At 72.2% G+C, this 25,689-nt stretch carries 24 protein-coding genes; 11 read left to right on the forward strand and 13 right to left on the reverse strand.

The genetic code is table 11. The features are described from left to right. Positions 1-93 precede the first annotated feature (93 nt). The gene (locus ABZS66_RS33885; RefSeq protein ID WP_354764895.1) at positions 94-1,029 is read right to left on the reverse strand and encodes a hypothetical protein; all 936 of its coding nucleotides are present in this window, start codon (positions 1,027-1,029) and stop codon (positions 94-96) included. A 46-nt stretch (positions 1,030-1,075) separates the two neighbouring features. Between ABZS66_RS33885 and ABZS66_RS33890 the strand changes: the two genes are divergently transcribed. The 3 genes from ABZS66_RS33890 to ABZS66_RS33900 all read left to right on the forward strand — a co-directional run bounded on the left by ABZS66_RS33890 (position 1,076) and on the right by ABZS66_RS33900 (position 3,034). After that, the gene (locus tag ABZS66_RS33890) at positions 1,076-1,900 is read left to right on the forward strand and encodes a metallophosphoesterase (RefSeq protein ID WP_354764897.1); all 825 of its coding nucleotides are present in this window, start codon (positions 1,076-1,078) and stop codon (positions 1,898-1,900) included. A 113-nt stretch (positions 1,901-2,013) separates the two neighbouring features. Continuing rightward, the gene (locus ABZS66_RS33895; RefSeq protein ID WP_354764899.1) at positions 2,014-2,433 is read left to right on the forward strand and encodes a hypothetical protein; all 420 of its coding nucleotides are present in this window, start codon (positions 2,014-2,016) and stop codon (positions 2,431-2,433) included. A gap of 208 nt (positions 2,434-2,641) precedes the next feature. Continuing rightward, on the forward strand, positions 2,642-3,034 hold the full coding sequence (locus ABZS66_RS33900; RefSeq protein ID WP_354764901.1) for a hypothetical protein: 393 nt from the start codon (positions 2,642-2,644) through the stop codon (positions 3,032-3,034). 83 nt (positions 3,035-3,117) lie between these two features. On the opposite strand, the gene solA is transcribed toward ABZS66_RS33900, so the two are convergent. Together solA and rpsD are read right to left on the reverse strand one after the other, a co-directional pair. Continuing rightward, a complete protein-coding gene (solA, locus tag ABZS66_RS33905) occupies positions 3,118-4,254 on the reverse strand; it encodes an N-methyl-L-tryptophan oxidase (RefSeq protein WP_354764903.1) in 1,137 nt (378 codons plus the stop codon). A gap of 55 nt (positions 4,255-4,309) precedes the next feature. Then, on the reverse strand, positions 4,310-4,918 hold the full coding sequence (rpsD, locus tag ABZS66_RS33910; protein WP_354764905.1) for a 30S ribosomal protein S4: 609 nt from the start codon (positions 4,916-4,918) through the stop codon (positions 4,310-4,312). 43 nt (positions 4,919-4,961) lie between these two features. Between rpsD and ABZS66_RS33915 the strand changes: the two genes are divergently transcribed. The 3 genes from ABZS66_RS33915 to ABZS66_RS33925 all read left to right on the forward strand — a co-directional run bounded on the left by ABZS66_RS33915 (position 4,962) and on the right by ABZS66_RS33925 (position 8,049). Then, the gene (locus tag ABZS66_RS33915; RefSeq protein WP_354764907.1) at positions 4,962-5,672 is read left to right on the forward strand and encodes a DUF2470 domain-containing protein; all 711 of its coding nucleotides are present in this window, start codon (positions 4,962-4,964) and stop codon (positions 5,670-5,672) included. Between the two features lie 24 nt (positions 5,673-5,696). Further along, positions 5,697-7,442 carry an NAD(P)-binding protein gene (locus tag ABZS66_RS33920; RefSeq protein WP_354764909.1) on the forward strand — a complete coding sequence of 582 codons (1,746 nt, stop codon included), beginning with the start codon at positions 5,697-5,699 and terminating at the stop codon, positions 7,440-7,442. A 142-nt stretch (positions 7,443-7,584) separates the two neighbouring features. Further along, positions 7,585-8,049, forward strand: a complete 465-nt coding sequence (locus tag ABZS66_RS33925) for a glycoside hydrolase family 15 protein (protein ID WP_354764911.1) — start codon at positions 7,585-7,587, stop codon at positions 8,047-8,049. On the opposite strand, the gene ABZS66_RS33930 is transcribed toward ABZS66_RS33925, so the two are convergent. The 4 genes from ABZS66_RS33930 to ABZS66_RS33945 all read right to left on the reverse strand — a co-directional run bounded on the left by ABZS66_RS33930 (position 8,031) and on the right by ABZS66_RS33945 (position 10,929). Continuing rightward, the gene (locus ABZS66_RS33930; RefSeq protein WP_354764913.1) at positions 8,031-8,537 is read right to left on the reverse strand and encodes an endonuclease V; all 507 of its coding nucleotides are present in this window, start codon (positions 8,535-8,537) and stop codon (positions 8,031-8,033) included. The two genes, ABZS66_RS33925 and ABZS66_RS33930, sit on opposite strands and share 19 nt — an antisense overlap. Next, on the reverse strand, positions 8,534-9,793 hold the full coding sequence (locus ABZS66_RS33935) for an MFS transporter (RefSeq protein ID WP_354764915.1): 1,260 nt from the start codon (positions 9,791-9,793) through the stop codon (positions 8,534-8,536). The genes ABZS66_RS33930 and ABZS66_RS33935 overlap by 4 nt, the downstream gene beginning before the upstream one ends. Before the next feature lie 66 nt (positions 9,794-9,859). Further along, positions 9,860-10,540, reverse strand: a complete 681-nt coding sequence (locus ABZS66_RS33940) for a hypothetical protein (RefSeq protein WP_354764917.1) — start codon at positions 10,538-10,540, stop codon at positions 9,860-9,862. A gap of 128 nt (positions 10,541-10,668) precedes the next feature. Continuing rightward, positions 10,669-10,929 carry a helix-turn-helix transcriptional regulator gene (locus tag ABZS66_RS33945; protein WP_354764919.1) on the reverse strand — a complete coding sequence of 87 codons (261 nt, stop codon included), beginning with the start codon at positions 10,927-10,929 and terminating at the stop codon, positions 10,669-10,671. Between the two features lie 35 nt (positions 10,930-10,964). On the opposite strand from ABZS66_RS33945, the gene map reads away from it, so the two are divergent. Then, positions 10,965-11,732, forward strand: coding sequence for a type I methionyl aminopeptidase (map, locus tag ABZS66_RS33950; RefSeq protein WP_354764921.1), 768 nt, complete (start codon positions 10,965-10,967; stop codon positions 11,730-11,732). Between the two features lie 18 nt (positions 11,733-11,750). On the opposite strand, the gene ABZS66_RS33955 is transcribed toward map, so the two are convergent. Genes ABZS66_RS33955 through ABZS66_RS33970 form a run of 4 tightly spaced genes read right to left on the reverse strand, consistent with a single transcriptional unit; the run spans position 11,751 to position 17,152 of the window. Beyond that, complete coding sequence (locus ABZS66_RS33955) at positions 11,751-13,316, reverse strand: hypothetical protein (RefSeq protein WP_354764923.1); 1,566 nt, start codon at positions 13,314-13,316, stop codon at positions 11,751-11,753. 28 nt (positions 13,317-13,344) lie between these two features. Beyond that, positions 13,345-14,187 carry a hypothetical protein gene (locus tag ABZS66_RS33960; protein WP_354764924.1) on the reverse strand — a complete coding sequence of 281 codons (843 nt, stop codon included), beginning with the start codon at positions 14,185-14,187 and terminating at the stop codon, positions 13,345-13,347. After that, positions 14,184-14,645 carry a hypothetical protein gene (locus ABZS66_RS33965; protein WP_354764926.1) on the reverse strand — a complete coding sequence of 154 codons (462 nt, stop codon included), beginning with the start codon at positions 14,643-14,645 and terminating at the stop codon, positions 14,184-14,186. The genes ABZS66_RS33960 and ABZS66_RS33965 overlap by 4 nt, the downstream gene beginning before the upstream one ends. Next, the gene (locus tag ABZS66_RS33970) at positions 14,642-17,152 is read right to left on the reverse strand and encodes a LuxR C-terminal-related transcriptional regulator (protein ID WP_354764928.1); all 2,511 of its coding nucleotides are present in this window, start codon (positions 17,150-17,152) and stop codon (positions 14,642-14,644) included. The genes ABZS66_RS33965 and ABZS66_RS33970 overlap by 4 nt, the downstream gene beginning before the upstream one ends. A 374-nt stretch (positions 17,153-17,526) precedes the next feature. Here ABZS66_RS33970 and ABZS66_RS33975 point away from each other — a divergent pair, with 374 nt between their 5' ends. Both ABZS66_RS33975 and ABZS66_RS33980 read left to right on the forward strand, forming a co-directional pair. Next, on the forward strand, positions 17,527-18,168 hold the full coding sequence (locus ABZS66_RS33975; protein WP_354764930.1) for a hypothetical protein: 642 nt from the start codon (positions 17,527-17,529) through the stop codon (positions 18,166-18,168). Positions 18,169-19,286: 1,118 nt separating this feature from the next. Further along, complete coding sequence (locus tag ABZS66_RS33980) at positions 19,287-19,634, forward strand: hypothetical protein (RefSeq protein WP_354764932.1); 348 nt, start codon at positions 19,287-19,289, stop codon at positions 19,632-19,634. 210 nt (positions 19,635-19,844) lie between these two features. Here ABZS66_RS33980 and ABZS66_RS33985 read toward each other — a convergent pair whose 3' ends face one another. Beyond that, entirely contained in the window at positions 19,845-20,603 is a 759-nt protein-coding gene (locus tag ABZS66_RS33985) for a hypothetical protein (protein WP_354764934.1), read from the reverse strand. A 428-nt stretch (positions 20,604-21,031) separates the two neighbouring features. On the opposite strand from ABZS66_RS33985, the gene ABZS66_RS33990 reads away from it, so the two are divergent. Next, complete coding sequence (locus ABZS66_RS33990) at positions 21,032-21,913, forward strand: formylglycine-generating enzyme family protein (RefSeq protein WP_354764950.1); 882 nt, start codon at positions 21,032-21,034, stop codon at positions 21,911-21,913. A 190-nt stretch (positions 21,914-22,103) separates the two neighbouring features. Continuing rightward, on the forward strand, positions 22,104-24,653 hold the full coding sequence (locus tag ABZS66_RS33995; RefSeq protein WP_354764936.1) for a LuxR C-terminal-related transcriptional regulator: 2,550 nt from the start codon (positions 22,104-22,106) through the stop codon (positions 24,651-24,653). Between the two features lie 190 nt (positions 24,654-24,843). Here ABZS66_RS33995 and ABZS66_RS34000 read toward each other — a convergent pair whose 3' ends face one another. Next, positions 24,844-25,644, reverse strand: coding sequence for a hypothetical protein (locus ABZS66_RS34000; protein ID WP_354764938.1), 801 nt, complete (start codon positions 25,642-25,644; stop codon positions 24,844-24,846). Between the last annotated feature and the right edge of the window lie 45 nt (positions 25,645-25,689).

The raw sequence follows: 25,689 nt of genomic DNA on the forward strand, positions 1-25,689 counted from the left end.
CAAGGACAGGGCTAGACGGCCAAGAGCCGAAGGCCGCGGCCCAAGGACAGGGCTAGACGGCCAAGAGCCGAAGGCCGCGGCCCAAGGACAGGGCTAGGCGTGCAGGGCGGCGCGCTCCCGGTCGGCCTCGGCCAGGCGCGCCGCCACCGCCGCCGCACGCGCCTCCAGGCGCTTGCGGAGGGCGTCGATGATGGCGATCGCCTCGCCGGTGTTGTTGCCGGCCTTGACGATCCGCGGGAAGACGGTGTCGTAGACCGGCAGGCCGTCGGCGTACACGGTCCAGTCCTGCCACCACTTCGGCAGGAGGATCTCCATGGCCGGAAGCTCGGGCATCTCCTCGCCGATGTCGGCCAGCTCGTTGCGCAGCGTGGCCAGCCACTCGCCGGCGTAGATGCTCCCCTCGTGGACCTTGTCGACCGCCTGGAGCATCTCGCTGCGCCCGCTCAGGCCGGGGCTGAGCACGTCGAGGCCCGACGCCAGCGTGGCCTTGGTGATCCGCTCGCGGACCTCGGAGAGGTACAGGTGGGCGTTGTCGGCGGCGCCCAAAGCCTGGCGGATCTCGGTCAGCTCGCCGTTGATCCGGCCGCGCAGCTCGGCGTTGGCCGCCAGTTCGGCACCGCGCGGGTCGCCGGACTCGGCGAGGTACCGCTCCTTCTCCTCCAGCGCGGCCGCGTGTTCGGCCGGTGCGCCGGCCAGCTTGGCGAGCCGGTCCCGGGCGGCGAGGTGCTCGGCGCGCAGCGTGTCGAAGCGGACCTTCGCCGCGGCCACCGCCAGCCGCGCCGCCTCGGCCTCGGCGCGCTCCTTGTCGATGTCGCCCTGCTGACCACGCAGCGACGCCAGGAACCGCGACAGTGAGGGCTTCTCCAGCTTGTCGACGTCGGCCTGCTCGTCGTCGAGCCGGTTGCGCAGCGCCGCGAGCTCGCCGGCGGCGGCGTCCATCCGGGCCTTGAGCTGCTCGACCAGCCGCTCGGTCAGGTGCTGCTCGTGCAGGGCGGCGGTGGCGGCGGCCAAGCGGTCCTGGATGGTCACCGCGCAATTGCACCATCCACCCGCAACCGCCAGTACGCTCTGGAGCGTGACGGGGCGGTTGTTGGCGATCAGTGACCTGCATGTCGGATACGCGGAGAACCGGGCCCTCGTCGAGGCCATGCATCCCACCCACGACGACGACTGGCTGATCGTCGCCGGTGACGTCGCGGAGCGCTACGCCGACGTCATGTGGGCGCTGACGACCCTGCGCGACCGGTTCGCGAAGGTCATCTGGGTCCCCGGCAACCACGAGCTGTGGACGATGCCGAACGACCCGGAGCAGGCGCGCGGCCAGGCGCGCTACGACCTGCTCGTCGCCGGCTGCCGTGAGCTGGGCGTGGTCACCCCCGAGGACCCGTACCCGCGCTGGGACGGCCCCGGCGGGCCGGTGCTCGTCGCTCCGCTCTTCGTGCTGTACGACTACTCGTTCTGGCCGGCCGGCACCACGTCCACCGAGGAGGCGCTGGCCAAGGCGCACGCCGCCGGCGTCGTCGGCACCGACGAGGCGCTGCTGCACCCCGACCCGTTCGACGGCCGTGCCGACTGGTGCCGGGCCCGCGTCGCGCTCACCGAGCCGCGCCTGCGCGCCGCCGCCGAGGAGCTGCCGACGGTGCTCGTCAACCACTTCCCGCTGGTCCGTCAGCCGACGGATGTCCTCTGGTACCCCGAGTTCGCGCTCTGGTGCGGCACGACCCTGACGGCGGAGTGGCCGGTGCGCTACCGCGCCGCCGCGGTCGTCTACGGGCACCTGCACATTCCCCGCACCACCGAGTACGACGGCGTGCGCCACGAGGAGGTCTCGGTCGGCTACCCACGCGAGTGGCGCAAGCGCTCGACGCCCCCGGCCCAGCTGCGCCAGGTCCTCAAATAGCCCCTGACCTGCCAGTCGCCGGGGTGGCACGTTTCCGGGAGTCGACCCCGGCCGGAACCCCCTAACGTTCTTGTCAACACAGACAGCAAGCAAACACAAGGGGATACGAGAACATGAGCGACTGGGACGCTGGCGACACGGGCAACGACGTCGACTACGGCCACTACGAGGCGGGCGCCGAGAGCGGCGAGCTGGAGCAGCTGCACACCGCCGAGGGCAGCGAGGCCGACTACAACAGCGACTTCAACGTCTACGAGCAGGACACCGAGTCGGCGGAGTCGACGGACTTCCAGCAGGGCCACGCCGTGCAGTTCGACGCCCCGGACGGCACGCACTACGAGGAGCAGGAGTTCACGAACTACAGCAACGACTCCTACGACTCGAACCACATCTTCGCGGCTGAGGGCTCGGAGTCCTCGCACGAGGCCCAGTTCTCCGAGCTGGACGCGCTGCGGCAGTCGTTCGCCTCCGAGTTCGCCCAGGGCACCGAGTTCCACGGTGGCGAGGGTCAGCTGGGCGTCGCGTCCAACTGACCCACCCGCTGACAGCCACATCTTCCGGATGGCCGGCCCCCCGCAATGGGGTGCCGGCCATCCGGCGTCTGCGCCACCGCCCGGAGTCGCCGGCATCCGCGCTCCGGGAGCCGCCGTGGGTGGCACGTTTCCGGGATTCTCTTGATCCAGCCGGCGAATAACGTTCTTGGCAACGGGAACGAACAAGTCGAGCCAGGGAGATAGAGCAATGAGCGACGTCGAGTACGGCAACTACGAGGCCTCGGCCGACAGCGGCGAGCTGGAGCAGCTGCACACCGCCGAGGGCAGCGAGGCTGACTACCAGAGCGACTTCAACGTCTACGAGCAGGACACCGTGTCGGCCGAGTCGACCGACTTCCAGCAGGGCAGCTCCGTCGAGTTCGACAGCCCGGACGGCACGCACTACGAGGAGCAGAACTTCACGAACTACAGCAACGACTCCTACGACTCGAACCACGTCTTCGCGGCCGAGGGCTCGGAGTCGTCGCACGAGGCCCAGTTCTCCGAGCTGGACGCCCTGCGTCAGCAGTTCGCGTCGAACTCCGAGGCGGGCACCGTCTTCCAGGGCGACGCGGGCGAGCTCGGCGCTGCCTCCGCCTGACCCGACCGCTCAGCGTTCAACCTTCCGGATGGCCGGCCCCCGCACACAGGGGGCCGGCCATCCGGCTTAGGTCGGACGGGAGGCTAGAAGGAGCGGGTGGGGTCGAACAGGGCGATCGGGTGCGAGGTGGTGCCGGTCAGCGAGAGGTCGGCCAGGATCTCGCCGACGACGGGCACGAACTTGAAGCCGTGGCCGGAGAACCCGCAGGCCACGGTGACCCGCGAATGGAGCGGGTGGCGGGCGATCACGAAGTGCTCGTCGGGCGTGTTGGTGTACAGGCAGGTCTTGCCGCGCAGGAACGGGCCGGCGGCGGCGGGGACGCGCGACGACAGGTGCTCCCTGACGTACGCGATCTCCTCGTCGTGGATCGTCCGGTCGACCGCGTCCGGCGAGGTGACCTGGCCGCGGCGGTAGAAGGCGACCTTGACGCCGCCTGCGGGGCCGTCCAGGGCGGGGAAGCCGTAGACCTGGGTGCCCGGCGGGCCCTCCCAGATGTAGATCGGCTGGGCGGACGGCAGGAACGGCTCGATGCCGCCGATCGGGTCCAGGAAGAACTGCACCTGCCGCTCGACCGTGAACGGGATGCCGAGGTCGGCCAGGAGCGTCGGCGCCCAGGCGCCGGGGCAGACGACCAGCGCGCCGGCGGAGTAGGAGGCCGTCGCGGTGCGGACCTCGACCGAGGACTCACCGGCGGACCAGGAGACGACGGGGGAGTCGAAGAGCAGCGTCGCGCCGGAGGCGGCGGCCAGCGCGAGGGAGGCCCGGACCGTCTCCTCGGGGCGCAGGAAGCCGGCCTTGGCCTCGTACAGGGCGACCTCGTGAGCGGCCGGCCGGAAGAGCGGGAACCGCCGGCGAAGCTCCGCGGCGGACAGCATCTCGTGGGGCAGGCCCCACTGTTCAGAGCTCAACCGACTACCAAGAACTGTCGTCGACGACGGATCGCCGATGTAGAGGCCGCCGGTGAGCGTCATCAGGTCGCGGCCCGAGTCGCGGGAGAGCTTCTCCCACAGCTCGTAGGCGCGCAGGACGAGCGGCACGTAGGCCGGATCCTCGAAGTACGACTGCCTGGTGATCCGCGATCCACCGTGCGAGGAGCCGAGATCGTGGGCCGGGCCGAACCGCTCCAGGCCCAGGACCCGCTGACCGCGGGCGGCGAGATGGTACGCGGCCGAGCTGCCCATGCCGCCCAGGCCGACCACGATGACGTCGTACGTTGCCATACGAAATAGTCACCATGGGGCCCGGGCGAAGCAAGGCTGACGACCGAAGCAAAGGCTAGCGGCTGTAGAACTCCACGATCAGCTGCTCGTCGCAGAGCACGGGGACCTCGGTGCGCAGCGGCAGCCGGATGAGGCGGGCGGTCAGGCCGCTGACGTCGACGTCGAGGTACGGGGCGGTGCGCTCGCCGACGTGCGCGCCGGCTGCGGCCACCACGAACGGGGTCTTCTGGCGGCTGCGTTCTGCGACAGAGATCACATCGCCGGGGCGCAGCCGGAACGACGGCCGGTCGACCCGCTTGCCGTTGACGTTCACGTGCTGGTGGGTGACGACCTGGCGGGCCTGGTAGATGGTCCGGGCGAAGCCGGCCCGCAGGACGAGCGCGTCGAGCCGCAGCTCCAGGTCGACGATCAGCTCCTCGCCCGTCTTGCCCGGGCGGCTGGCGGCCCGGTCGAACGCGGCCCGCAGCTGGCTCTCGAGGATGTTGTACTGCGCCTTCAGCCGCTGCTTCTCCAGGAGCCGCACCTTGTAGTCGCTGACCTTGGGCCGGCTGCGACCGTGCTGGCCCGGCGGGAACGGGCGTCGTTCGAAGTACTTCACACACTTGGGCGTCAGCGCGATGCCGAGCGCCCTCGACCGCCGAACCTTGGGCCGTGACTGGTTCATTCCTCACCTCTCCACTAAGGTAAGCCTAACCTTAGGAGGTCGGATGTCCGGTATCAAGCTCCCCACCGCCGCCGAGCGCCTGCGTTCCCTGCTGGCCGCCGCGTCGTCGCTGACGCTGCACGTGCCCGGTCACCGCTGTGACCTGGTCGGCCGGCATCGGATCGACGAGGCGGGGCGGATCGTGCTGGAGCTGCCCGAGGGCAGTCATGCCGCGCACCTGGTCCGGGCCGAGCCCGACCTTGCGTCGGCCCTGGAGCTGACCGACCTGGCCGCCACCCCGGTGGTCGCCACCGGCAACGGCCGGGTGCGCTCCCGGGCCACCTTCTCCGGCTGGCTGACGCCCAGGGACACCGGCGCGGGAGAACTGTTCGCGGTCATGGAGCTGGGCTCGGCCGCCCTCCAGGACCCGGCCTTCGGACCGGACGAGGTCGACGTCGACCCGGCCGAGTTCGCCGGCGCAAAGCCCGACCCGCTCGCCGAGCACGAGGCCGACCTGCTCTGCCACCTGCTCAGCGCGCATCCCGACGCCCTCGAACGGCTGTCCCGCCTCATCCCTCCGCATCACCTGCACGGGGTACGACGGATCCTTCCGGTGCGAATGGACCGGTTCGGACTCGTGCTCCGGCTGGAGTTCGCCAGCCGGGCGCGAGACGTTCAACTAGCTTTCACGAGCCCCGTCCGACACGCGTCGGAGGCGGGCGATCGCATGCAAGAGCTGCTTGTACGGGCTCGCTGCTGCCGCCACGGGCACTAGCGTCCCGTCGATACGATCCCGGGCGTGCGCAAGTTCGTCGTCTGGGGTGACAACGCACTCGCCCGGCGGCTGGTCGGCGAGCTGATCAACACGTACTCGGCGCAGGTGACGGTCATCGTGCCGTCCCTGACCCAGAACCAGGCACCGGAGATCGCGGCGATCCACGCCGAGGACGACCCCGAGCACCGGCCGGTGCTCATCGAGGCCCGGACGACGACGACCGAGGTGTTCGAGGCGGCCGACCTCGCCGACGCCGACGCGATCGCCTTCGTCGGCACCGACGACGTGGCCAACGTCGACGCGGCGCTGATCGCCCGCGAGGTCGACCCGCACATCCGCGTGGTCCTGCGGATGTTCAACACCGTGCTCGGCGCGGGCGTGACCGAGCGCCTGGTCAACTGCGCCGTCCTGTCGGCGTCGGAGATCGCGGCGCCGGCCTTCGTCGCCGCGGCGCTGGGCGACAACGCGCCGACGTCGATCCGGCTGAGCGACGGCCAGCAGCTCATGGCCGTCGACCGGGCCGACGCCAACCCGACCGACATCCGGGCCGGCCTGGCCGTGACCGCCGAGGCCGACAGCCTGCCCGTCGACGACGACCGTGCCGACCTGGTGCTCACGAGCGTCTACGGCCGGGCCCCCGTCGCCCGGCGCCGCCGCCGGCGACGGCATCCGCTGCGTGCGTCCCGGCTGCTGTTCAGCGGCGGCCTGCGCCGGGTGCTGCTGGTCGCCCTCGCGGTGCTCACCGCCGGCACGGTCGCCGTCGGGGTCGTGCGGCACGTCAGCCCGTGGCGGGCGCTGTACCTCACGCTGCTCACCGCCCTCGGCGGCGCCGACCCCAACCTCCAGGACTCCGTCGTCGTCCAGGCCGTGTCGCTGGCCCTCGTCCTCGCCGGCGTCGCGCTCATCCCGGCGCTCACCGCGGCCATCGTCGGCGTGGTGGTCAAGGCCCGGCTGGCGATCGCCGCCGGTGGGCTCGCCGAGCCCGTCTCCGACCACGTCGTGGTGGTCGGGCTGGGCAACATCGGCACGCGGGTGCTCCGCGAGCTGCACGACCAGGGCATCGACGTGGTCGGCGTCGACCGCAACGAGCAGGCGCGCGGCGTGCAGGTGGCCCGCGACCTGGGCATCCCGGTGATCATCGGCAGCGCCAACAGCGTCGACACGCTGCGCGCCGCGTCGGTCGCCACCGCCCGCTGCCTGGTCGCGGTCACGACCGCCGACGTCAACAACCTGGAGGCGGCGCTCATCGGGCGGGACCTCGCCCGCCAGGCCGACCCCGCGAAGAAGCTGCGGGTCGTGCTGCGGCTGTTCGAGGAGGACTTCGCCCGCCGAATCAAGCAGGCCTTCGACATGAACCTGTCCCGCAGCGTGTCGTACCTCGCCGCGCCGGCATTCGCCGCGTCGATGGTCGGCGGCGAGGTCATCGACACGATCCCGGTCGGGCGGCGGGTGCTGCTCGTCGCCGAGGTACCGGTCGGTGCCGGCTCGCGCCTGGAGGGCCAGTACTTCCGCGACGTCAGCGAGCCCGGCCTGCTGCGCCTGGTCGCCGTCCAGACCGGCCGGCCCGGCATGGGCGTCGGCGTGCAGACGTTCTGGGCGCCGGAGCAGAGCCGCTGGCGGACCCTCGACCGCACCCAGACGATGATCGTGGTCGCCACCCGGGCCGGGCTGGTCTCACTGCTGGAGCGGGCCGCGGGAGTGGAGAACCCACCGCCGTTCCACCCGCCGTCGGCGCCCCCGCTGCTGGCCCCGAACCCCCGCGGAGGGTGAGGCGGGGTGGGGGCCGGGCTCCGACGCATCGTTCCCCGTCCATGCCCTGCTCGGGCTCGGTTACCGCGACGAGGCTCAGCAGTACCTCGGGTGGCTGCGCGACCGGCTGACCGGGGAGACGCCGCCGCGGATCATGTACCGCGTGGACGGCGGCGTCGACCTCACCGAGGAGACGCTCAACTGGGTGGCGTTCGACCGCGCGATCCGGCTGTCGCAGTCGCTCGGCCTGCCCGCCGACACCAAGCGCTGGATGCACGCCCGCAACGAGGTCTACCAGCAGGTGATGACCAAGGGCTGGGACGCGCAGCAGGAGACGTTCACGCAGCGGTACGGCAGCCCGGTGCTCGACGCGTCGCTGCTGTACATGCCGCTCGTGGGGTTCGTGTCGCCGAGCGACCCCCGGTGGCGCTCGGCGATGCGGGCCATCGACCAGCATCTTGTTTCGGACAGCCTGGTGTACCGCTACGACCCGGTCGCCAACCACCTCGGCCTGTACTCCGAGGAGATCGGCCCGACGGCCGAGCAGCTGGGCAACTTCCCGCAGGCGTTCTCCCACCTGGCGCTGATCAACGCCGCGGTACGGCTGGATCAGGCGATCGCGGCGTGACCGCGGGCGAGCGCGTCCACCCGCCGCAAAGCGTCGGGCATGCGGTGCGGCCCGGCCATGCGGGTCACGATGTCGGCGGCCCGGTCCCGCGGCAGGCCGATGCTGGTGATGTACAGCGGGCGATCGGCACTGCCGCGCCGCACCTCGATCGCGTGGGTCGCGCTGCGGAACGCCGTCTTGGCGACCCCGATGACGGGGATGCCGAGCGCCTCGTGCACGTGGGCGCCGAGGCCCGGCCGGCCGTCCGGGTCGAGGTCGACGTAGCCGTCGACGACGATGAGGTCCAGGCTTTCGTGCTGCAGGACGGCCTGGATCGCGGGCAGCTCCCGCTTGTAGAAGGCCCCCGGCTCGTACGGCGCGACCTCGTCGAGCCACCGCACCCGCTCCTCGACGATCGTCGCGAAGGTGGGGTCGTCGGCGACCACGAGGGCCGCCCGGCCCCCGCCCTCGTCCGGGTACTGCACGTCGACCGCTCCGCTGCGTGTCACGGCGGTAGTTTGGCATAGGCGGCCTCGACGGTCGCCCGGTTGAAGACCCGCCAGCTAGCGACCGCGACCACGGCGGCGACGACGAAGCCGACCCAGTAGGGCGCGGTGATGCCGAACGCGCTCGCCAGCGCGCCCCCGAGCAGCGCCCCGACGCTGTTGCCGGCCGCCGCCACGAAGATCATGACGCTGCCGGCCCGCCCGAGCAGCTCCGGCGGCGTCAGCCGCTGCCGCAGCGAGCTGCCGACGATCCCCCAGAGCGTGCCGTGCACGCCGAACAGCACGAGCACCGTCCCGATCACCCAGGCATCCCGGGACGCGGCGAGCGCCAGGTGCATGCCGGCCTCGATGAGCAGCCCGATGCGGATCGTCCAGGTGGGCCGCACCCAGGCGATGATCCGGTCGCCGACCACCGACCCGAGCACGGCGCCGGCGGCCATCGCGGTGAACAGCAGCCCGTACCCGACCTCGTCGAGCCCCAGCCGGTCCCGCGCGAGCAGTACCAGCACCGAGGTCGCCGCGGTCAGCGTGACGTTGAGCAGCGCGATGAGCCCGACCATCGTGCGCAGCAGCCGCTGCCCGGCGAGCCAGCGGAACCCCTCGACGATCTCCCCGCGGAAGGACCGCTTCCGCCTGGCCCCGTCGGTCTCGGCCACGACCCGGTAGCTCCCGCGGATCGACCACAGCAGGAGCGCGCTGGCCGCGTAGGTGGCGGCGTTACCCAGGAACGGCGAGCTCGCCGCGACCACGAACAGGAAGCTCCCGAGCGGCGCGGCGATGATGTTCTGCGCGAGCATGAGCCCGCCGAAGAGCCACCCGTTGGCCCGCTCGAGCTGATCGCGCGGCACGAGGTCGGGCACGATGGCCTGACTGGCGACCCGCATGACGATCTCGCCGGCGTTGATGACGAACAGCGCGGAGTACAGCAGCCAGACGCTCCGGACACCCCCGAGAATGGCCACCCCGAGCCCGCACACGGCCGCGGCCCGCCCCCAGTCGAGCGCGATCATGAGCATGCGCCGATCGACCCGATCCGCGAGCGCGCCACCGGGCAGCGCGAACAACAGCCAGGGCAGCCAGGCCACGGCCGAGGCGGCCGCGACGCTGAACGGCGAGTCGGTCTCGGCCGCGACGAGCAGCGGCGCGGCGACGGTGGTCAGGCCGCTGCCGAGCGCGGAGGTGGTCCCGGCCGCCCACAACTTGGCGAACCGCCCACCCAGCCGCGTCACCGTCGGCGCATCGAGCAACTCCCCAGTCATCCGCGCGAATCTACCCTGCTCGGCGCGGGGGCGATGGCGACCCGGCGAACGTCGGTGGACACCGCGCTAGCGGCGGTGCAGCGGGCGGGGGAGCATGCCGGCCAGCGCAGACACCGTGTCCACTGTGGACTCGATCTGGGCCGGTGCGGTGAAGGGGGCGGTCAGGAGGCAGATCAGGCGGTTGTGGTGGATGCTGAAGTTCCAGTCGCCGCGGGCCGCCATCGCCGCCGCGATCGGGCGGTCCAGCAGGTGGGGCGCCGTGCCGGGGGCGGGAGCGTCCACCCGGTACCAGTCGTCGAAGGCCGGCACGCCGGTGCGCCAGGCGCCCACCGGGAGCAGGCCGCTCGGGCGGCGGATCACCCGCACCGGGCCGCCGTGCGGTGCCGGGAGCTGGGTCACCACCAGGCCGCCGCCCGGGTACCGGCTCAGGTCCGTGCCCTCTGCCGCGACGCTCACGTCGGCGACGTACACCGGGAGGCCGCCCGCCAGGCCCGCGTACGACCACGTCACGAACAGCTGCAGGTGCGCGGCCGGTGTGTGCTCCAGATGGTAGGCGGACCACAGCCAGGCGACCTCGCGGCTCACGTCCGGGGGCGGCTCGCCGGTCGCGTGCCAGCCCCGGCGGAAGGCGAGGTCGGCGGCGGGTGGACGGGTCGCAGTGACGGTTCGGGTCGGTCGGCGCAGCAACATGACGGCCACCAGGATTGCCAGGGCCCCGCCCACCGAGGCCAGCACCACGTACGACACCAGAGCACCTCCGGCTTCGCCACGCGCAGGATAGGCCGGTCAGGTGTACCGCACGCGAACGGCCGAGGAGGGTGGGTGGAACTGGAGTTTCCCGACTTCACCACCGCGGGTGCGACATCTGCGGCCGCTCAGGCGACGCGCGCCTCGTCGTCGGTCAGTGCCTCGGCGAGCGTCGTCAGGTCGAGGCCGAGCACGCGGGCCAGCGCGGCGACGGTGAAGAATGCCGGAGTGGCGATCGCGCCGCGCTCGATCTTGCGCAGCGTGTCGAGGGAGATGCCGGCCTCGAACGCCACCGCGGCGGCGCTGCGCCCGGCCCGGGCCTGCTGGAGCAGTCGGCCCAGTACGAGTCCGCGATGGCGCTCGTCGGCGGTCAGCGGGTTACGCACCATGGTTCGATGATAATCCTGGTATTAGAATCTTCGCCATGGTGGTTCTGAAGACTGCGGCCGAGTTGGAAACCATGCGCGAGGCGGGGCGGATCGTCGCGCAGACCCTGCAGGCGGTGCGCGACGCCGCCCAGCCCGGCGTGACCCTGCTGGAGCTCGACGAGCTGGCCCGCACCATGCTGGCGGAGCGTGGGGCGAAGTCGTCGTTCCTGCACTACCACCCGTCGTTCGCCCCGGTGCCCTATCCGGCCGTGCTGTGCTTGTCGGTGAACGACGCGATCGTGCACGGCATCCCCGACCGGCGCCGGCTCGAGGAGGGCGACCTGCTCTCGATCGACTTCGGCGCGCACGTGGACGGCTACCACGGCGACTCCGCCGTGACGGTCGGGATCGGCGCGGTCGACGCCGCCGCTCAGAAGCTCTCCGACACCTGCGCCGAGGCGCTGGCCGCCGGCATCGCCGCGGCGACGCCGGGCGCGCGGCTCGGCGACATCGGGCACGCGGTGCAGTCGGTGTGCCGCGCCGCCGGCTACGGGATGCCGACCGGCTACGGCGGCCACGGCGTCGGCACCGCCATGCACGAGGACCCGCACGTGCCCAACGAGGGCCGCCCCGGCCGCGGCCTGAGCCTGCGCCCCGGGCTGGTCATCGCGATCGAGCCGATGGTCATCGAGAGCGGCTCCGACCGGCACCGGCTGCTCATCGACGGCTGGACGGTGTCGACGGTCGACGGCTCGCGGGCCGCCCACTGGGAGCACACGGTGGCCGTCACCGACGACGGCCCGGTCATCCTCACCGCCGTCTGAGGATGCCGGTGGGCTGACTCAGCAGGGCGACGGGAAGCCGTCGAGCAGGTTCTTGTCGTAGAGCAGCACCGTGTACTTGCCCATGTCGTGCCGCTCCACCCACGGGCCGAACTGGGCCTGGGCCTGCTCCGGCGTGCCGTAGTAGGGACGGTCGAGCTCCAGCACGACGAAGCGGGCATCGTGGTCGATGTTGTACATGTCGCGCTTCGCCTGCCAGCAGTACGGGAGCAGCTTGTCGCCGCCGCCGACCACCGGCGCGACGGTCACCTTCCGCTCCGTGGTGACCGTGATGTTGTTGGACATCCAATAGGCCCCGATGCCATACCGCAGCCCGCGCGCCTCCAGGAAGTCCGCCACCTCCTGGCCCTCCGAGCCGGGGGCGCGCGGGGGGCTGTACGCGACGAGCGTGACGGTGAACGCGACGAGCACGCCGGCGAGGACGCCCCGCCCCCACTGCACGGCGCGGCCGGCGTCCTGCCGCGCGAGCCACGGGCCCGCGAGCCGGCCGGCGAGCACGGCCGCCATCGGCAGGACGGGCGCGATCAGGCGGGCGGCCATCAGGTCGACCGACAGCGTGGAGACGATCTCCGCGCCGAGGTTGCAGCAGATGGCGACCGCGAGGACCGCGTCGATCCGGTCGGCCCGAAAACGCAGCATCCGCCAGCCGGTGAGCAGCACGGCGCCGAAGGCGACCAGGAACCCGATCGCGTGCAGTGCCGACAGCGTCAGCTCCAGCGCGGGCGGCTGCCAGCCGGGCCGGTGCGTGCCGAAGATGACCCCGACCATCCGGGCCGTCATCCAGGCCCGGTCCGGCCACTCGCCGACCGGGGACAGCTCGATCGGCGGCTTCGGCGCGTGGAACCCGTCGAGCTTCTCGTGCAGCAGCCACAGCCCGGCGTGCGACAGCAGGATCGAGACCAGCCCGGCGGCGACGAGCATGAGGTCGCGCACCCGCTCGGCCCCGCGGCTGCGGATCGCGCGCAGGGCGCACACGACCATCAGCGGCAACGCGCCGACGAACGTGATGAGGTTGTCGCCGATCGCGCCCCAGCCGAGCACGACGGCGACGACCACCGGCATCCAGCGCTTCTCCGCCAACCGGTCGACCGCCCACCACGCGAGCAGCAGCGGGACCGCCGTGCCCGTGTGATTCGGGGAGGACAGCAGCGTCTGGTAGCCCGTCCCGGGCACGGGCAGCAGCAGGATGGCCAGCACGACGCCGACCCGGAACCATGCCTCGCGCCCGGTCGCCCGCCCGCGGGCCAGCGCGGCGGCGAACAGGATGATCAGCACGTAGGTGATGGCGGCGGTGACGTGGATCTGGTCGGCGCTGACGCCGGTGACGTACTGGACCAGCCCGTATTGCAGCAGCTCGGTCGACCAGAACGACACGTCGGAGAGGGTCCACCCGGTGAGCAGCGGGTTGCCGTGGAACATGTCCCAGGCCTGCAGCGCGTTGCTGCCCCCGTCGCCGTTGATCGGAAAGGCGCGGGCCATGCGCAGGTAGGCCAGGAACAGCCCGGCCGCCGCCACGGCGACGCCCAGTCCGATCAGCAGCCGCCGACGAAGCAGATCCCCACGCACCCCGGCAGGGTAGCCGAGTGGGGTCCTTTCACTCGAATTCGTCGGCGAGATCCCGGTACGCGGCAAGTACGGTCTCCGTGCGTTCCGTGAGCGTTGCGGCCGGCTCCTCCGGCCCGCGCTCGGGTCGGGTCGTGATCGAGCCGAGCAGGGCGTCGGCGGCGGTGACCCGGACCTTGGCCCGGGTCTGGGCCGCCCGGTAGTCGAGGAAGTCCTGGCAGAGCTGGGCCAGCCGGTGCAGCCGCCCGGCCCGCCGGCGGACCTCGGCGTCGACCTCGGTCAGCTTCCGGGTGATCTCGGCCTGGCGGTCGGTGACCGCGGTGAACAGGCTCCCGGCACCGATCGGCTCGCCGACCGAGTGGCGCAGGTCGCGGTCCGCGGCGCGCAGCCGGCCCCGCTCGGCCAGCGCCTGGGCGAGGTCCCACAGCGCCCGCTCCAGGATCGCGGTCGGGTCGGTCGGCTCGCCGAGGCGTTCGAGGGCCGGCCAGGTCAGCCGGATCCGGTCGGCGTCGGACGCCGCCGACTCGAAGACGGTCCGGTCGCGCGGGTCGGTGAGGTACCGCTGCAGCGCCCGGCCCCGTCGGGTGGGCGTGGCCACCAGCATGTAGCCGACCAACAGGAACATGGTGGCGGCGACGAGGGCGAGGAAGCCGCGCACGAAGGCGGGCGGGCCGATCCAGTTGATGGTCAGCGCCACGGCGGCGGCCACGGTCAGGCCGCCCGCGTACAGCACGTGGACCCAGCCGTCGACCGGCCAGAACGGGCCGCCCTTGGCCCTCGCGGTCTCGTCGCCGACGGCGCCCAGGGCCCGCTCGATCGCGGTGCCGCCGCGCCGGACGATCGCGACCCGGCGCCCCCGCAGGTAGTCGATCACCGCCGGCCGTCGATGCGCTGCAGCACCGTGGACAGGGTGCTCGCGGTCAACAGGGCGGTGAGCCCGCCGGGCACGCCGGCCAGGCCCGCGCCGAACAGCACGGCCGCGCCGAGCGCCGGCGGCGACAGCGGGCCGAGCCAACCCGGCAGGTGCTGTGCCGGCACGCCGACCAGCGACATGAACGCGGCGGTGGCGAGGCCGAACAGGGGCGCGTAGGGCTGCTGGACCAGTGCCGCGAGCACGGCGGCCAGCAGTACACCCAAAAGGGGACCAAGCCAGGGAAGCACGGTCAGCAGGCCGACCGCCACCGCCGCGACCTGGGCGTGGGCCACCCCGCTCACGTTCAGCGCGACCCACGCCACCGTGGCGGCCAGCGCACCCCAGACGCAGCGGTGGGTGGCGGCCGTGGCCGGGCCGGGGTCCGGGTCCAGGACCCGGACCAGCGCCACCCTGCTCACAGCAGCCGCAGTTCCCGCGCACGCTCGACGGCCTCGCGCCGGCGGCCGGCGTGCAGCTTGCGGTAGATGTTCTTGACGTGCGTCTTCACCGTGTTGACCGAGACGTACAGCGTCGACGCGATCTCCAGGTTCGACATGGTGCCCTGGAGGTACCGCAGCACGGTGAGCTCCCGCTCCGTCAGCGGCTCGACCAGGCTTCCGTCCCCGCCGCCCCGGGCGCCGCCGGCCAGCGGCGACGAGCCGGCGGCGAGCTCCGCGGCGAGCGGGTGGTACACGGGCAGCAGCGGCGCGAAGTTCGCCAGCAGGTCGCGCACCGGGTGCCCGCCGACCAGGAACGGACGGCGGAAGCTCTCCTCCTCGGCGATGTCCAGCGCCGTCTCCAGGCCGCGCAGCACCCGGTTGCGGTCGCCGAGCGCGCGGCCGGCGAGCGACGTCAGGATCGCCGCCTGGACCGTCCACGTCAGCGCGGAGTCCGTGGACGGCGTCGCGAACTGCGCCGCCGTCGACGCGGCCGCCGCGGCCTTGCCCTCCACGAGCGCCGCCGACGCGTCCACGCACGCGGCCCAGCCCGGGAACACGTCCGGGTCGCCGCCCGTGGCGACGAGCCGGCGCGCCGCGCCCAGGTCGCCGCCGCTGATGCGCAGCTCGGCCTCGGTCAGCGCGAGCGCACGCTCGACCGACGGCGCGAGCGGGGCGCCGCCGAGCTCCCGGCGGGCGGTGTGCAGCACCTCCAGGGCGGCCGCGAGCCGTCCCGCGCCGTGCCGGAGCTTCGCCCGTACCGTGGCGATGGCCACCAGCAGGTCCGGGTCCCCGGCCGCGAGGTCGAGGCCCTCGTCCAGCAGCCGGTCGGCCTCCTGGATGCGGTCCCACTCGCCGTACACGCTGGCCAGGGCCATCCGCACCCAGCCCAGGTCGGTGGCGTCGGTGATGCCGAACCGGTCGGCCGTCACCAGCGCCTGCCGGCCCAGCCGCGCGGCGGCGCGCAGCCGGCCGCGGGTGGCCTCCAGGACGGCGAGCTGGCTGGCCGCGCAGACCTGCGCCTGGGCCATCCCGGCCCGCTGCGCGAGCACCAGCGCGCCGTGCAGCGGGGCGCCGGCGGCGGCGAGCTCGCCGAGCCGCAGGCGGGCCTCGCCCTCGTCGAGCATGGCGAGCGCGCGAACCTCGTCGGTGTTGGCGTGCAGCTCCGGCAGCGCGGACAGGGTCCGCCGGGCGTCGCCGGCGAGCCAGGCCTCGGCCGCGGCGAAGCCGGCGAGCATCGGGTTGCCGCCGTCGCGGTCGCTGCGGCGCAGGAAGTCCCGCGCGCCGTCGAGGTCGCCGACCCGCAGGCGCTCCGCGGCGAACGCGAGCACGAGCCGCGGGTCGGCGGCCTCCTCGGCGCCCGGCGCGTGCGGCGCGGCCTCGTGGGGCCGGTCGTACCGCACGCCGCCGACGATGTCGGGCCAGTGCTTCTCCAGCACGTCGACCGCCGTGGGCCAGTCCTCGGCGAGCAGCGCGTGGCGCATCGCCTCGGCCGGGATGCCGTACGTCGCGTGCCAGGCGGCCGCGCGCCGGTGCAGCTCGGGCACCCGCTCGGGGCTGCGCCGCAGCAGCTCGGCGTGCAGCGTCCGGGCGAAGAGGGGGTGGAAGCGGTACCACCCGCCGGGCCCGGCGTTGCGCGTGAGGAAGGCGTTGGAGCCCTTGAGCTCGGCCAGCACCCGGGCGCCGTCGTCGCGGCCGGTGATCGCCTCGACCAGGCCGGCGTTGAGGCGCGGAGCGACCGCGGCCTCCAGCAGCAGGCGGCGGGTGTCCGGCGGCAGCGAGTCGATGACCTCGCCGGTGAGGAAGTCGCCGACCGCGGTGCTGAACGCGCCGCCGTCGTCGAGCACCCGCTCGGGCTCCGGGTGGCCGCGCATTGCCATGGCGGCGAGCCGCACGCCGGCCGGCCAGCCCTCGGTGATCGAGTGCAGTTCGTAGAGCGTCGCGCCGGGCAGCACCACGTCATGCGCCGCCAGCAGCTGCGCGGTCTCGCCGATCGTGAGCGAGAGGTCATTCGTGCGCATCTCGGTGAGCGAGCCGTTGACGCGCCAGCGGTACAGCGGGAGCGACGGATCCCGGCGGCACGAGAGCACCAGGTGCAGGCGGCCCATGCCGTGGCGCACCAGCGCCTCGAGCTCGGTGAGCGCGTCCGGGTCGCTGATCTCGCGCACGTCGTCGACCACCACGATGTGCGGGCGGTCGAGCGCGTCCACGGCGCGGAGCAGGTCGTCGCCGTACCACTCGCCGGTCTTGTCGAGCTCCTCGTCGGGCCGCGTCGAAAGGGCACCCAGCAGCTGGCCGGGCACGTCCGCGCCGTGTGCCGAATGGGACGTCACCCATCGCACCACCGGCGACTCGCTGCCCTCGCCGAGGCGCGCGGTGCGGGCCCAGGCGACCAGCGCCGCCGTCTTGCCCCATCCGGCGGGCGCGGTGACCAGCGTCAGCGGCGCGCGCACGGCGGCGTCCAGCTGAGCGATCACGCGATCCCGCATCACGTATCCCGGCGGCAGATCCGGCACCGCCAAACCTGACGACGGTGCGAATCCGCGGCGATCCTGCTGTACCAACGCTTGTGACACCCGTGCCCCCCGATTTCGCTGTCCCGGCTTCGCTTTCGGCTCTCCCGGTCAAACGTGACGAGCAAAGCACCGCTTTCACCGGCCGGGCCTCACCCGGCCTGGGTGGTCTTCCAGCGCGCGGGGCTCTGTTTGCCTTGTGTAGCAACGGTTCCATCGACGCCGCTGCGCCGACACTCCGCCCGCAGGAGGCTCACCCGGAACGGATGACGCGCGGTCACCACAAGGGTCGGCAGCGTTCCCGTATCGCCCGTCATTGTTGAACGGGCCGGGGAGGGGGATGAGCCAGCATGAGCGCTCTTGTCGGCGAGATCGAGCTGCGCCCCGAGAACGGGTTCGAGCTGAGTCTCCGGGGCTATCATCGCGCCCAGGTCGACCGGTACATCGCCACGTTGCAGATGCGCCTGACGACACTGGAGACCGAGTTGGCCTCGGCACGCTACCGCGAGCAGCAGCTCGCCGGCCGGGTGGAGCGCCTCAACACCGAGCTCAAACAATGCACCTGCGGCGACGAGAAGTCGAAGGTCATCGGCGGCCGCATCCAGCGCATGATCGAGCTCGCGGAGGAGGAGGCCGGCGCGCTGCGCGCCCAGGCCGAGCAGGACCTGGAGAACGCCCGGGCCGCCTCGGAGGCGATGCTCGCCGAGGCCCGCCAGCACGCCGAGGACGCGATGCGCGACTTCCAGACCGCGCTGTCCCAGCGTCGTACCGAGGAGGCCCGCGCGGAGGCCGCCCGCCGGGCCCAGTGGGACGCCCGCCGCCAGCGCCAACGCGAGGCAGCGGAGAACCTGCTGGCCACCACGCGCTCGGTCGGCAACGAGAGCCTGGAGGTGACCCGCCGGCTGTTGGACACGTTGACGGAGGAGCACGCCAAGCTGACCGCGGATGTCGAGCTGGCGGAGAAGGAGATGGCCAACCTGTCGTCGATGTGAGACGTCGCTGCCCCGCCCCGGGCCCCGGTCCACATTGGACCGGGGCCCTTCCGTCCGTCCGGCCGACCGCATGTCGGGCGGTGCCGCAGTGCGGACCGCGCGCCTTGCGTGGTCGGCCCACGTCTATCGGCTTACTTGGATGCCTCCATGATCAAGGGAAGTATTTGGCTGCCAGGACAGCCAGAAGTTTCCCTTGATCATGGCGCCTGCTGGGATGATCGCCGGTTCAGCACCTCGGCCGTACCCACCCTCGGTCTGCCGCGCGTTCGCACCCCCGTGCCGCCCGCGCGCCGCGTGTGCCGCACTGCCCACCGGCCCATGCCGCGCTTCGCGCGAGCCCAGCTGCGGCCGGCCGGGGCCGAGACGCCCGATGCATCAAGGATGATGCATCATCCTTGATGCATCAAGACTGATGCAGCGGCGCGCGCAACGTGGGTCAGCGGCTCGCGCAGCGCGGCGTGCGCGACGCGGGGCGCCCAGTGTCCGGCTTGCCAGTGCCCGCTTTGCCCGTCGGGCGCTGTTGGTCTGAGTCTCGGTCGGTCGACCGCCCGATTTGCGTATCGGGGGTGCCGCGGGGCGCCCAGTGCCCGCCTTGCCAGTGCCCGCCTTGCCAGTGCCCGCCTCGTCCGTTGCGGGGTCCGCCGGTCAGTGTTTCGGTCGGTCGACCGACCGATTTGCGTATCGGGGGTGCCGCGGGGCGCCCAGTGCCCGCCTTGCCAATGCCCGCCTCGTCCGTTGCGGGGTCCGCCGGTCAGCGTTTCGGTCGGTCGACCGACCGATTGCGTATCGGGGGGTGTCGCAGTGCGCCAGTGCCCCGCCTTGCCAGTGCCGGCCTTGCCCGTCGAGCGCTGCTGGTCAGTTGATTCGGTCGGTCGACCGACCGATCGCATAGCGGGCCGTGTCGTGGCCCGCCTCGCCTGCCACCTTGTCCGTCGCGGGTTCCGCTGGTCAGTGTCTTCGGGCGGTTACCGACCGACCGACGAAACGCATCGCGCCTGATGTATCGGATTTGATGCATCAGGATTGATGCATCAAAGCTGATCGGTAACCGTGAGTTGCCAACGAGAGTGGTCGATGGCCGCGTGAGTGGGTGAGTGCAGGACCTTCACCCAGGGTGGGTGACGACGCATCACTCGGATTGCCAGCAGGATTCTTGCCATGACGAGGCGAACGACCACCGAGCGGCGGGCCGCATGACCGCCACGCTGCCGGTGATCGGTGCGCCCGAACTGCGGGCGGATCTGACGGTGACTGCTGCACCGTCCACAGTGGTCCGCCCGTTCCCGCCAGCCGCGGGCATCACGTCGTCGGTGGTCCCCGACGTGATGACCCAGCTGGGTCGCCCGGTGAAAACCGTTGAGCAGGGGGTACTCAGCGGTCCAGGGGTCAGCGGTGAACATGGCCCGCGTCCTGAGCACCGGACGACCTTCAGCGAGGGCGGCGGGAGCCGATGGGTGGGCGGCTGATCCGGAGGAGGCCGCCCACCCATCGCAAATCACAGCAAAACCCTTCCTGATCGTCTGACATGGACGGCGCTTGAGGCGCCGGCGCGCTCCCAGGCCCGCGCCGGCGCCTTTGGCGTGTCTGGGGGAGGGCAAGCCACCGAAAAAGCAAACCCAGAGCAACGAAAGGGCCGGCCCGCCAGAACGGCGGACCGGCCCTCTCGATGTGACGCGTCAGCGCTCGTCAGCGCCCGTGCCGTAGCCAGAGGTCGGCGCGGCGTGCGCGGGCGAGCTCGGCCGGTTCGACGGCGGGTACGGGCCGGCGTTGGGAGCCGGCGGCGTCGGCGGCACGTGCGTGGCGGGCGGCTGGTAGGCGCTCGACTGCTGGTACGGGTCGGGAGCGGCATGCGCAGGCCCGCCCGAAGCCGGATCACCCGAGCCCGGGCCGGCCGAACCGGCCGAACCGGCCGAACCAGGCCCGGCGGGAGCCGGACCAGCCGGAGCGGGACCGGCGGCCGCGGGCACGTCCGGAGCCGCATGCGCGGGACCACCACGAGCGGGCGGCGGCGGCGCGTTCACCGGGAAGCCGGCCCCACGCGGCTGCTGGTAGTCGCGATCCATCATCCGATGGCTCCCCGCACCGGCCTCAACCGCAGAAGTGGCGTCCGACCAGTGCACGGTCAACGCGAACAGAATGATCACATCCAAAGTGATCATGAGGAGGGACCACACGGGGTACGCGCCGAGGGAGCCGACCTGCGCGATTGCGTGCACGCTGACGATGACGATCGCCGCGATGCGCGCGATGTTGTTGCGGGCCATCAGCCCGATGCCGGCGGCGAGGAGAAGACCGCCGAAGACGAGCATCACCACGCCCAGGCCGGTCAGGTCGACAACCACGAGGCTGTCGCCGTCGATGAAGGTCACCTGGTTCTGCAACAGCGCCACAAGTCCCTCGAGGAGGTTGAGCACCCCGATGACGACCAGCAACACGGCGGCGAAGGTGATCCAACCGAACCACGCGGTGCCGGTCCTGGCGGTTCTGGTCTCAGCCATGACCTGTCCTGTTCCTTTCCGGGTTTGGACACCGGTCGGAAAGGCGCACCGCAGGAGAGCTGGCTCGTCGTCCGGCCGCGGCGGACAAGAGAGGAGGCGCCGCGGCCGGATCCGGCGAAGCTCGTGTGGCGACCTCCCTCCCTTACGGACTTGCGAACCGGTGCTTTTGGATGCGATCGTTCGGCCGACCCGGATGATCGGGCATCACCCACCCGGTGTGAAAGGCGGACAAGAGGCCGCGGGCGCCCGGTGTGAGAGCTGATCACCTGCCGGAGCGCCACTCGACGCGCCGATGGACAGGTGGCCTCACCCGACCTGGGTGAGGACGGTTCACCCGGCGTCGTCGCCACAATGCCAACGTGGAGATGGCCTGGATACCCGGTGGCACCTTCGCCATGGGCGCCGAGGGCTTCTATCCGGAAGAGGCGCCGGTACAGAAGGTCACCGTAGACGGATTCTGGATCGACTCGCACCCGGTGACGAACGCGGAGTACGCGCTGTTCGTCCAGGAGACGGCGTACGAGACGGTCGCCGAGCGCCAGACCGACCAGGGGCCGCCCGGCTCGATGGTGTTCGTCCAGCCGCCCGGGCCGGTGCCCTTACGCGACTGGCGCGTCTGGTGGGAGCTGCGCCCCGGCGCCTGCTGGCGGCACCCGTTCGGCCCGGACTCCTCGATCCGCGGGCGCTCGGCCCACCCGGTGGTCCACATCGCGTACGAGGACGCGATGGCGTACGCGAGCTGGGCCGGCAAGGACCTGCCGACCGAGGCGGAGTGGGAGTTCGCGGCGCGGGGCGGCCTGGACGGCGTGTCCTACCCGTGGGGCGACGAGCCCGAGCCCGGCCGGGCCAACATCTGGAACGGGATCTTCCCCTGGCTCGACCGTACCGAGAGCGGGCACGGCACGAGCCCGGTGGGCGCGTTCGCCCCGAACGCGTACGGTTTGTTCGACGTGGTCGGCAACGTGTGGGAATGGACGTCCGACTACTACCGCTCGGGCAACGCGCGGTTCGACGCGGGTGACGACCCACTCACCCTTGCGGGTGAGGTCGCGGACAACCCGCGCGTCGACACCCCGGCCGGCGCCGCGGTGTTCGCCAGTCGCGTGGTCAAGGGCGGTTCGTACCTCTGCTCCACCGGCTACGACCACCGGTTCCGACCAGCAGCTCGGCAGCCCGAAGCCATCGACTCCGGTAGCTGTCACGTCGGCTTCCGGTGCGTCCGGAGGCAGCCCCAGAAGACGGGGTGACCACGCACCGTCATTTGTTCACCCCCTACGGGTGAGGCGACCTCACCTTTTGTCGCCTCACAATCCCGTGGTCATCCGCCGTGCTGCGGTGGGTGGGAGGGGGCGAAATACGTTGGGGCAGAAAACGCTCGTTGACACCATCACCCGTCCCGCACTGCACTTCGCAGTGCCCGAGCCGCCCCGCTATCACGTGCCGCGACCGCGTCTGTTGGACGCTCTCGATCGTGCCGTGGCGGGGCCTTTGACATTGATCTCCGCTCCGGCGGGGTGGGGCAAGACCACTCTGCTGGCCGAGTGGGTGGCGGCGGGCCGAGCGCCCTTTCCGCTGGCGTGGTTGACGGTAGAAGCGCACCACGGCCCACGTTTTTGGGAACACGTGCTGGAGGCGGTGGCCGCCGCGACGGCCGAGCACCAGGTGGCGGAGCCGCCGGCCGACGGCGAGGCGCTCGAAGCGCTCGTCGACCTGCTCCGCCGGCCGGGCCCGCCGGTCGTCCTCATCCTGGACGACCTGCAGGAGCTTTCGGTACCGCGGGTCTGGGGGGAACTGGAGACGCTGCTTTCCCAGGCGGGTGAACGCCTGCGTCTCGTCATCGCCTGCCGTACCGATCCGGCGCTCACGCTGTACCGCTTCCGCATCCGCGGCGCACTCTCCGAGCTGCGCACCGGCCCGCTGGGCTTCACGCTCGACGAGACCGCGCAGATGCTCGTGGCGCACGGGGTGCGGCTCGCCGAGTCGGCCCTGGTCGAGCTCCACGCGGTGATGAAGGGGTGGGCCGCCGGCCTGCGCCTCGCCGCGCTGGCCGTACAGGGTCACCCGGAGCCCGACAGCCTGGTGCCGCGGTTCGCGCTCCAGGACCGGGCACTGGGGGAGTACCTGGTCGGCGAGGTCTTCGACACGCTGCCGGAGGACGTCCGCGAAGTCGTCCTCTGCACGTCGGTCCTCGACCAGGTCAGTGCCGAGCTCGTCGAGGCGCTCACGGGGCGCGTCGACGGGGCCCGCATCCTGGCCCAGCTGGAGCACTCGAACCTGTTCGTGGTGCAGGGCAGCGGCAACGCCGGCATGTACCGGTGCCACCCGCTGTTCGGTCTCATGCTGTACGACGAGCTCCGCCATCGCCGGCCCGAACAGGTCCGGCAGCTGCACCGGCGCGCGGCCGACTGGTTCGCGTCGCACGACCTGCCCGCCGACGCGCTGCGCCACGCGCTGGCCGCCCGCAACTGGGGCCAGGCGTCGGACCTGCTGTCGCAGAGCTGGCAGGAGCTCGTCCCGGGCGCGCGGCTGCGCACCATCAAGGAGCTGGTGCCGCCGCCACCGCAGGAGGTCCGCAACGACCCGAAGCTGGCCCTGGCGTTCGCCGCCGAGCGGCTCGACGCCAGCGACCCGCAGGGGACGGAGACGTTCCTGCACCTCGTGGACCGGTCGCAGCACACGCTGGTCGACTCGGTCCGGGCGCAGCTGCGCCCGATCGTGGACAGCTTCCGCATGGCGGAGGCGCATCAGAGCCAGAAGCCGGAGTTGGTACTGGCAACCGCCCCCGCCCTCCTTCGTGAGGACACCGGCCTCGACGACCAGGACACCGCGCGCATGCGGGCCCTGGCCCTCGTCGCCGTGGGTGGTGCGCGGCTCATCCAGGGCGACCTGCCGGCCGCCGAGCACGCGCTGCTGGAGTCGCTCAACCTGGCCCGCCGCTGCGGCGGCGTCCAGTCGCAGCTGGCCGCACTACGACAGCTCGCCCAACTGAACGCGGCGCGGGGCAGACTCACCGCCGCCATGCGTTACGGCAAGGAAACGCTGGCGCTGGCCGACCGCGAGGGCCAGACGCAGGGCAGCGACGTGGTGTGGGCACAGTTGACCGTCGCCGAGGTCTGCTACCTCCAAGCCCGGGTGCGTGCAGCCGAGCATTACCTCGACCGTGCACTCGACGGAGGCGGCCTCGCCGACCCTGGTTTGGTGGCGGTGGCGACCATGTCCCGAGCACACATCCGCGCCGCCGCCGGCGACGCGCGATCGGCGTGCACGGAACTGGCCGCCATCCGCCGCCAGCTGGCCGACTGGCGCTACACCCCGCGGCTGCAGCACTGCGTCACGCTCGCCGAGGCGGAGCTGCGGCTCGCCGCCGGCGACGTGGAGGCGGCCAAGCGGCTGCTCACCCTGGAGCCGGTGGAGATGCTGGCGCCGTGGCTCGGCGTGGTGAAGGCGAAGGCCCACCTCGCGGAGCGGCGGCCGGCGGCGGCGCTGGGTGCGGTGCAGCCGTACCTCGAGCCGACCACCGGATCGCTCGTGTGGACCGTCGACGCCAACCTCACCTCGGCCCGGGCCCTGCGGGCGCTGGGCGACCGGTCGAAGGCCGGACGGGCACTGGAGCAGGCGCTGCGGTACTGCGACGACGAGTCCATCCGCTGGCCGTTCGTGGCCGGCGGCCAGCCGGTGCGCGAGCTGCTGGTGACGTACCTGCCGGCGGGCAGCGGCTTCCGCAGCCTCGCCGAGGACATCGCCGCCGAGCTCAACGGCTTCGGCCGCCCGGTGGCCGCGGCGGGGGAGCTGGCCGAGCCGCTCACCGAGCGGGAGCTGGCCGTCCTGCGGTACCTCCAGGGCACCCTGTCGGCCGGTGAGATCGCCTCGATGCTCTACGTATCCGTCAACACCGTGAAGACCCACATGAAGAACATCTACCGCAAGCTGGGCGTGGGCCGTCGCCGCGAGGTCATCGAGCGGGCCCGGGAGCTCAACCTGCTGTAGGCAGTCGAACCGCAGAGCGCGACCACACCCGCCCGGTGGTCGCGCTTTTCTGTGTCCTCAGCACCCCGGCCGGCAAGGCAACCCGGCCGGCAAGGCAACCCGGCCGGCAGAGCAACACCGACACACAGCAAAGCGGCGGCGTCCACGATGGACGCCGCCGCTGACGCTGCGCGGTGCAGGGAAGGGGCGCTCAGTGCTCCACGTACGGGCGAGCGCCGATGGCGGCCAGTTCCTGCGGCTCGTCGTCCTCGACGACCGCGATGACGACCGGCAGTGGGTCGACCAGCGGGTCGAGGGTGGCCCGCTGGACCGGCACCACGGACTCCTCCACGGGCTCGGCGAGCTGCACCGGCACCGTGGCGTGGCCGATGGCCTTGGTCCACATCGCCGGCTCGTCGGGGTCGACGATCTCGGCCTCGATGGTCTCCGACGCGATCGCCTCGGGGTCGATCATCAGGTCCACCAGGATGATGTCGCTGTTCGCCGCGCTGTGCCGCACGATCGGGCGGCCCGCCTTGTGCCGGCCGCGGTACGTGTCGGAGCGGTTGTTGCGCCGCAGCGCCAGCTTGGCGGTCGGCGTCGGCACCGGCTGCTCCTCGTCCTCATCGACCGCGCGGCTGCGGGGCACCGTCAGGACGAACAGGATGATCACGTCGAGCGTGACCATCAGCAGCGACCATGCCGGGTACGCCCGCAGCATGGCCAGCTGCGAGATCGCGTGCAGCGCGACGATGCCGGCCGCGGCGAACTTCACCGCGCCCTTGCGCCGGCGCAGTGCGATGCCGGTGACGCCGAGCAGCACCCCGAGCGTCACCGTGGCGGCGGCCCAGGTGCCGGCGCTGGTGAACGCCACGGCATCACGGTCGAAGCCCACCCCACCGCTGGCGAACCCCACCAACAGCCCTTGCGAGACGTTCAGCGTGCCCACGAGCGTGAGCATCGTCGTGCCGAACGCCGTCCATTCCCTCACCGCACCGCCGCCGTTGCGCATCCGCGGTCGTCTCCCTTGCCTGAGTCGATGCCTGTGTCGAAGAAG

This window comes from Dactylosporangium sp. NPDC005572 (assembly GCF_040605515.1).
Classification (GTDB): domain Bacteria; phylum Actinomycetota; class Actinomycetes; order Mycobacteriales; family Micromonosporaceae; genus Dactylosporangium.

Excerpts from the sequence above, each read along its gene's own strand:
- ABZS66_RS33895 (WP_354764899.1), top strand. The coding sequence starts at position 2,014 with ATGAGCGACTGGGACGCTGGCGACACGGGCAACGACGTCGACTACGGC.
- ABZS66_RS33900 (WP_354764901.1), top strand. The coding sequence starts at position 2,642 with ATGAGCGACGTCGAGTACGGCAACTACGAGGCCTCGGCCGACAGCGGC.
- solA (WP_354764903.1), bottom strand. The coding sequence starts at position 4,254 with ATGGCAACGTACGACGTCATCGTGGTCGGCCTGGGCGGCATGGGCAGC.
- rpsD (WP_354764905.1), bottom strand. The coding sequence starts at position 4,918 with ATGAACCAGTCACGGCCCAAGGTTCGGCGGTCGAGGGCGCTCGGCATC.
- ABZS66_RS33915 (WP_354764907.1), top strand. The coding sequence starts at position 4,962 with ATGTCCGGTATCAAGCTCCCCACCGCCGCCGAGCGCCTGCGTTCCCTG.
- ABZS66_RS33935 (WP_354764915.1), bottom strand. The coding sequence starts at position 9,793 with ATGACTGGGGAGTTGCTCGATGCGCCGACGGTGACGCGGCTGGGTGGG.
- ABZS66_RS33945 (WP_354764919.1), bottom strand. The coding sequence starts at position 10,929 with ATGGTGCGTAACCCGCTGACCGCCGACGAGCGCCATCGCGGACTCGTA.
- map (WP_354764921.1), top strand. The coding sequence starts at position 10,965 with ATGGTGGTTCTGAAGACTGCGGCCGAGTTGGAAACCATGCGCGAGGCG.
- ABZS66_RS33970 (WP_354764928.1), bottom strand. The coding sequence starts at position 17,152 with ATGCGGGATCGCGTGATCGCTCAGCTGGACGCCGCCGTGCGCGCGCCG.
- ABZS66_RS33975 (WP_354764930.1), top strand. The coding sequence starts at position 17,527 with ATGAGCGCTCTTGTCGGCGAGATCGAGCTGCGCCCCGAGAACGGGTTC.
- ABZS66_RS33990 (WP_354764950.1), top strand. The coding sequence starts at position 21,032 with ATGGCCTGGATACCCGGTGGCACCTTCGCCATGGGCGCCGAGGGCTTC.
- ABZS66_RS34000 (WP_354764938.1), bottom strand. The coding sequence starts at position 25,644 with ATGCGCAACGGCGGCGGTGCGGTGAGGGAATGGACGGCGTTCGGCACG.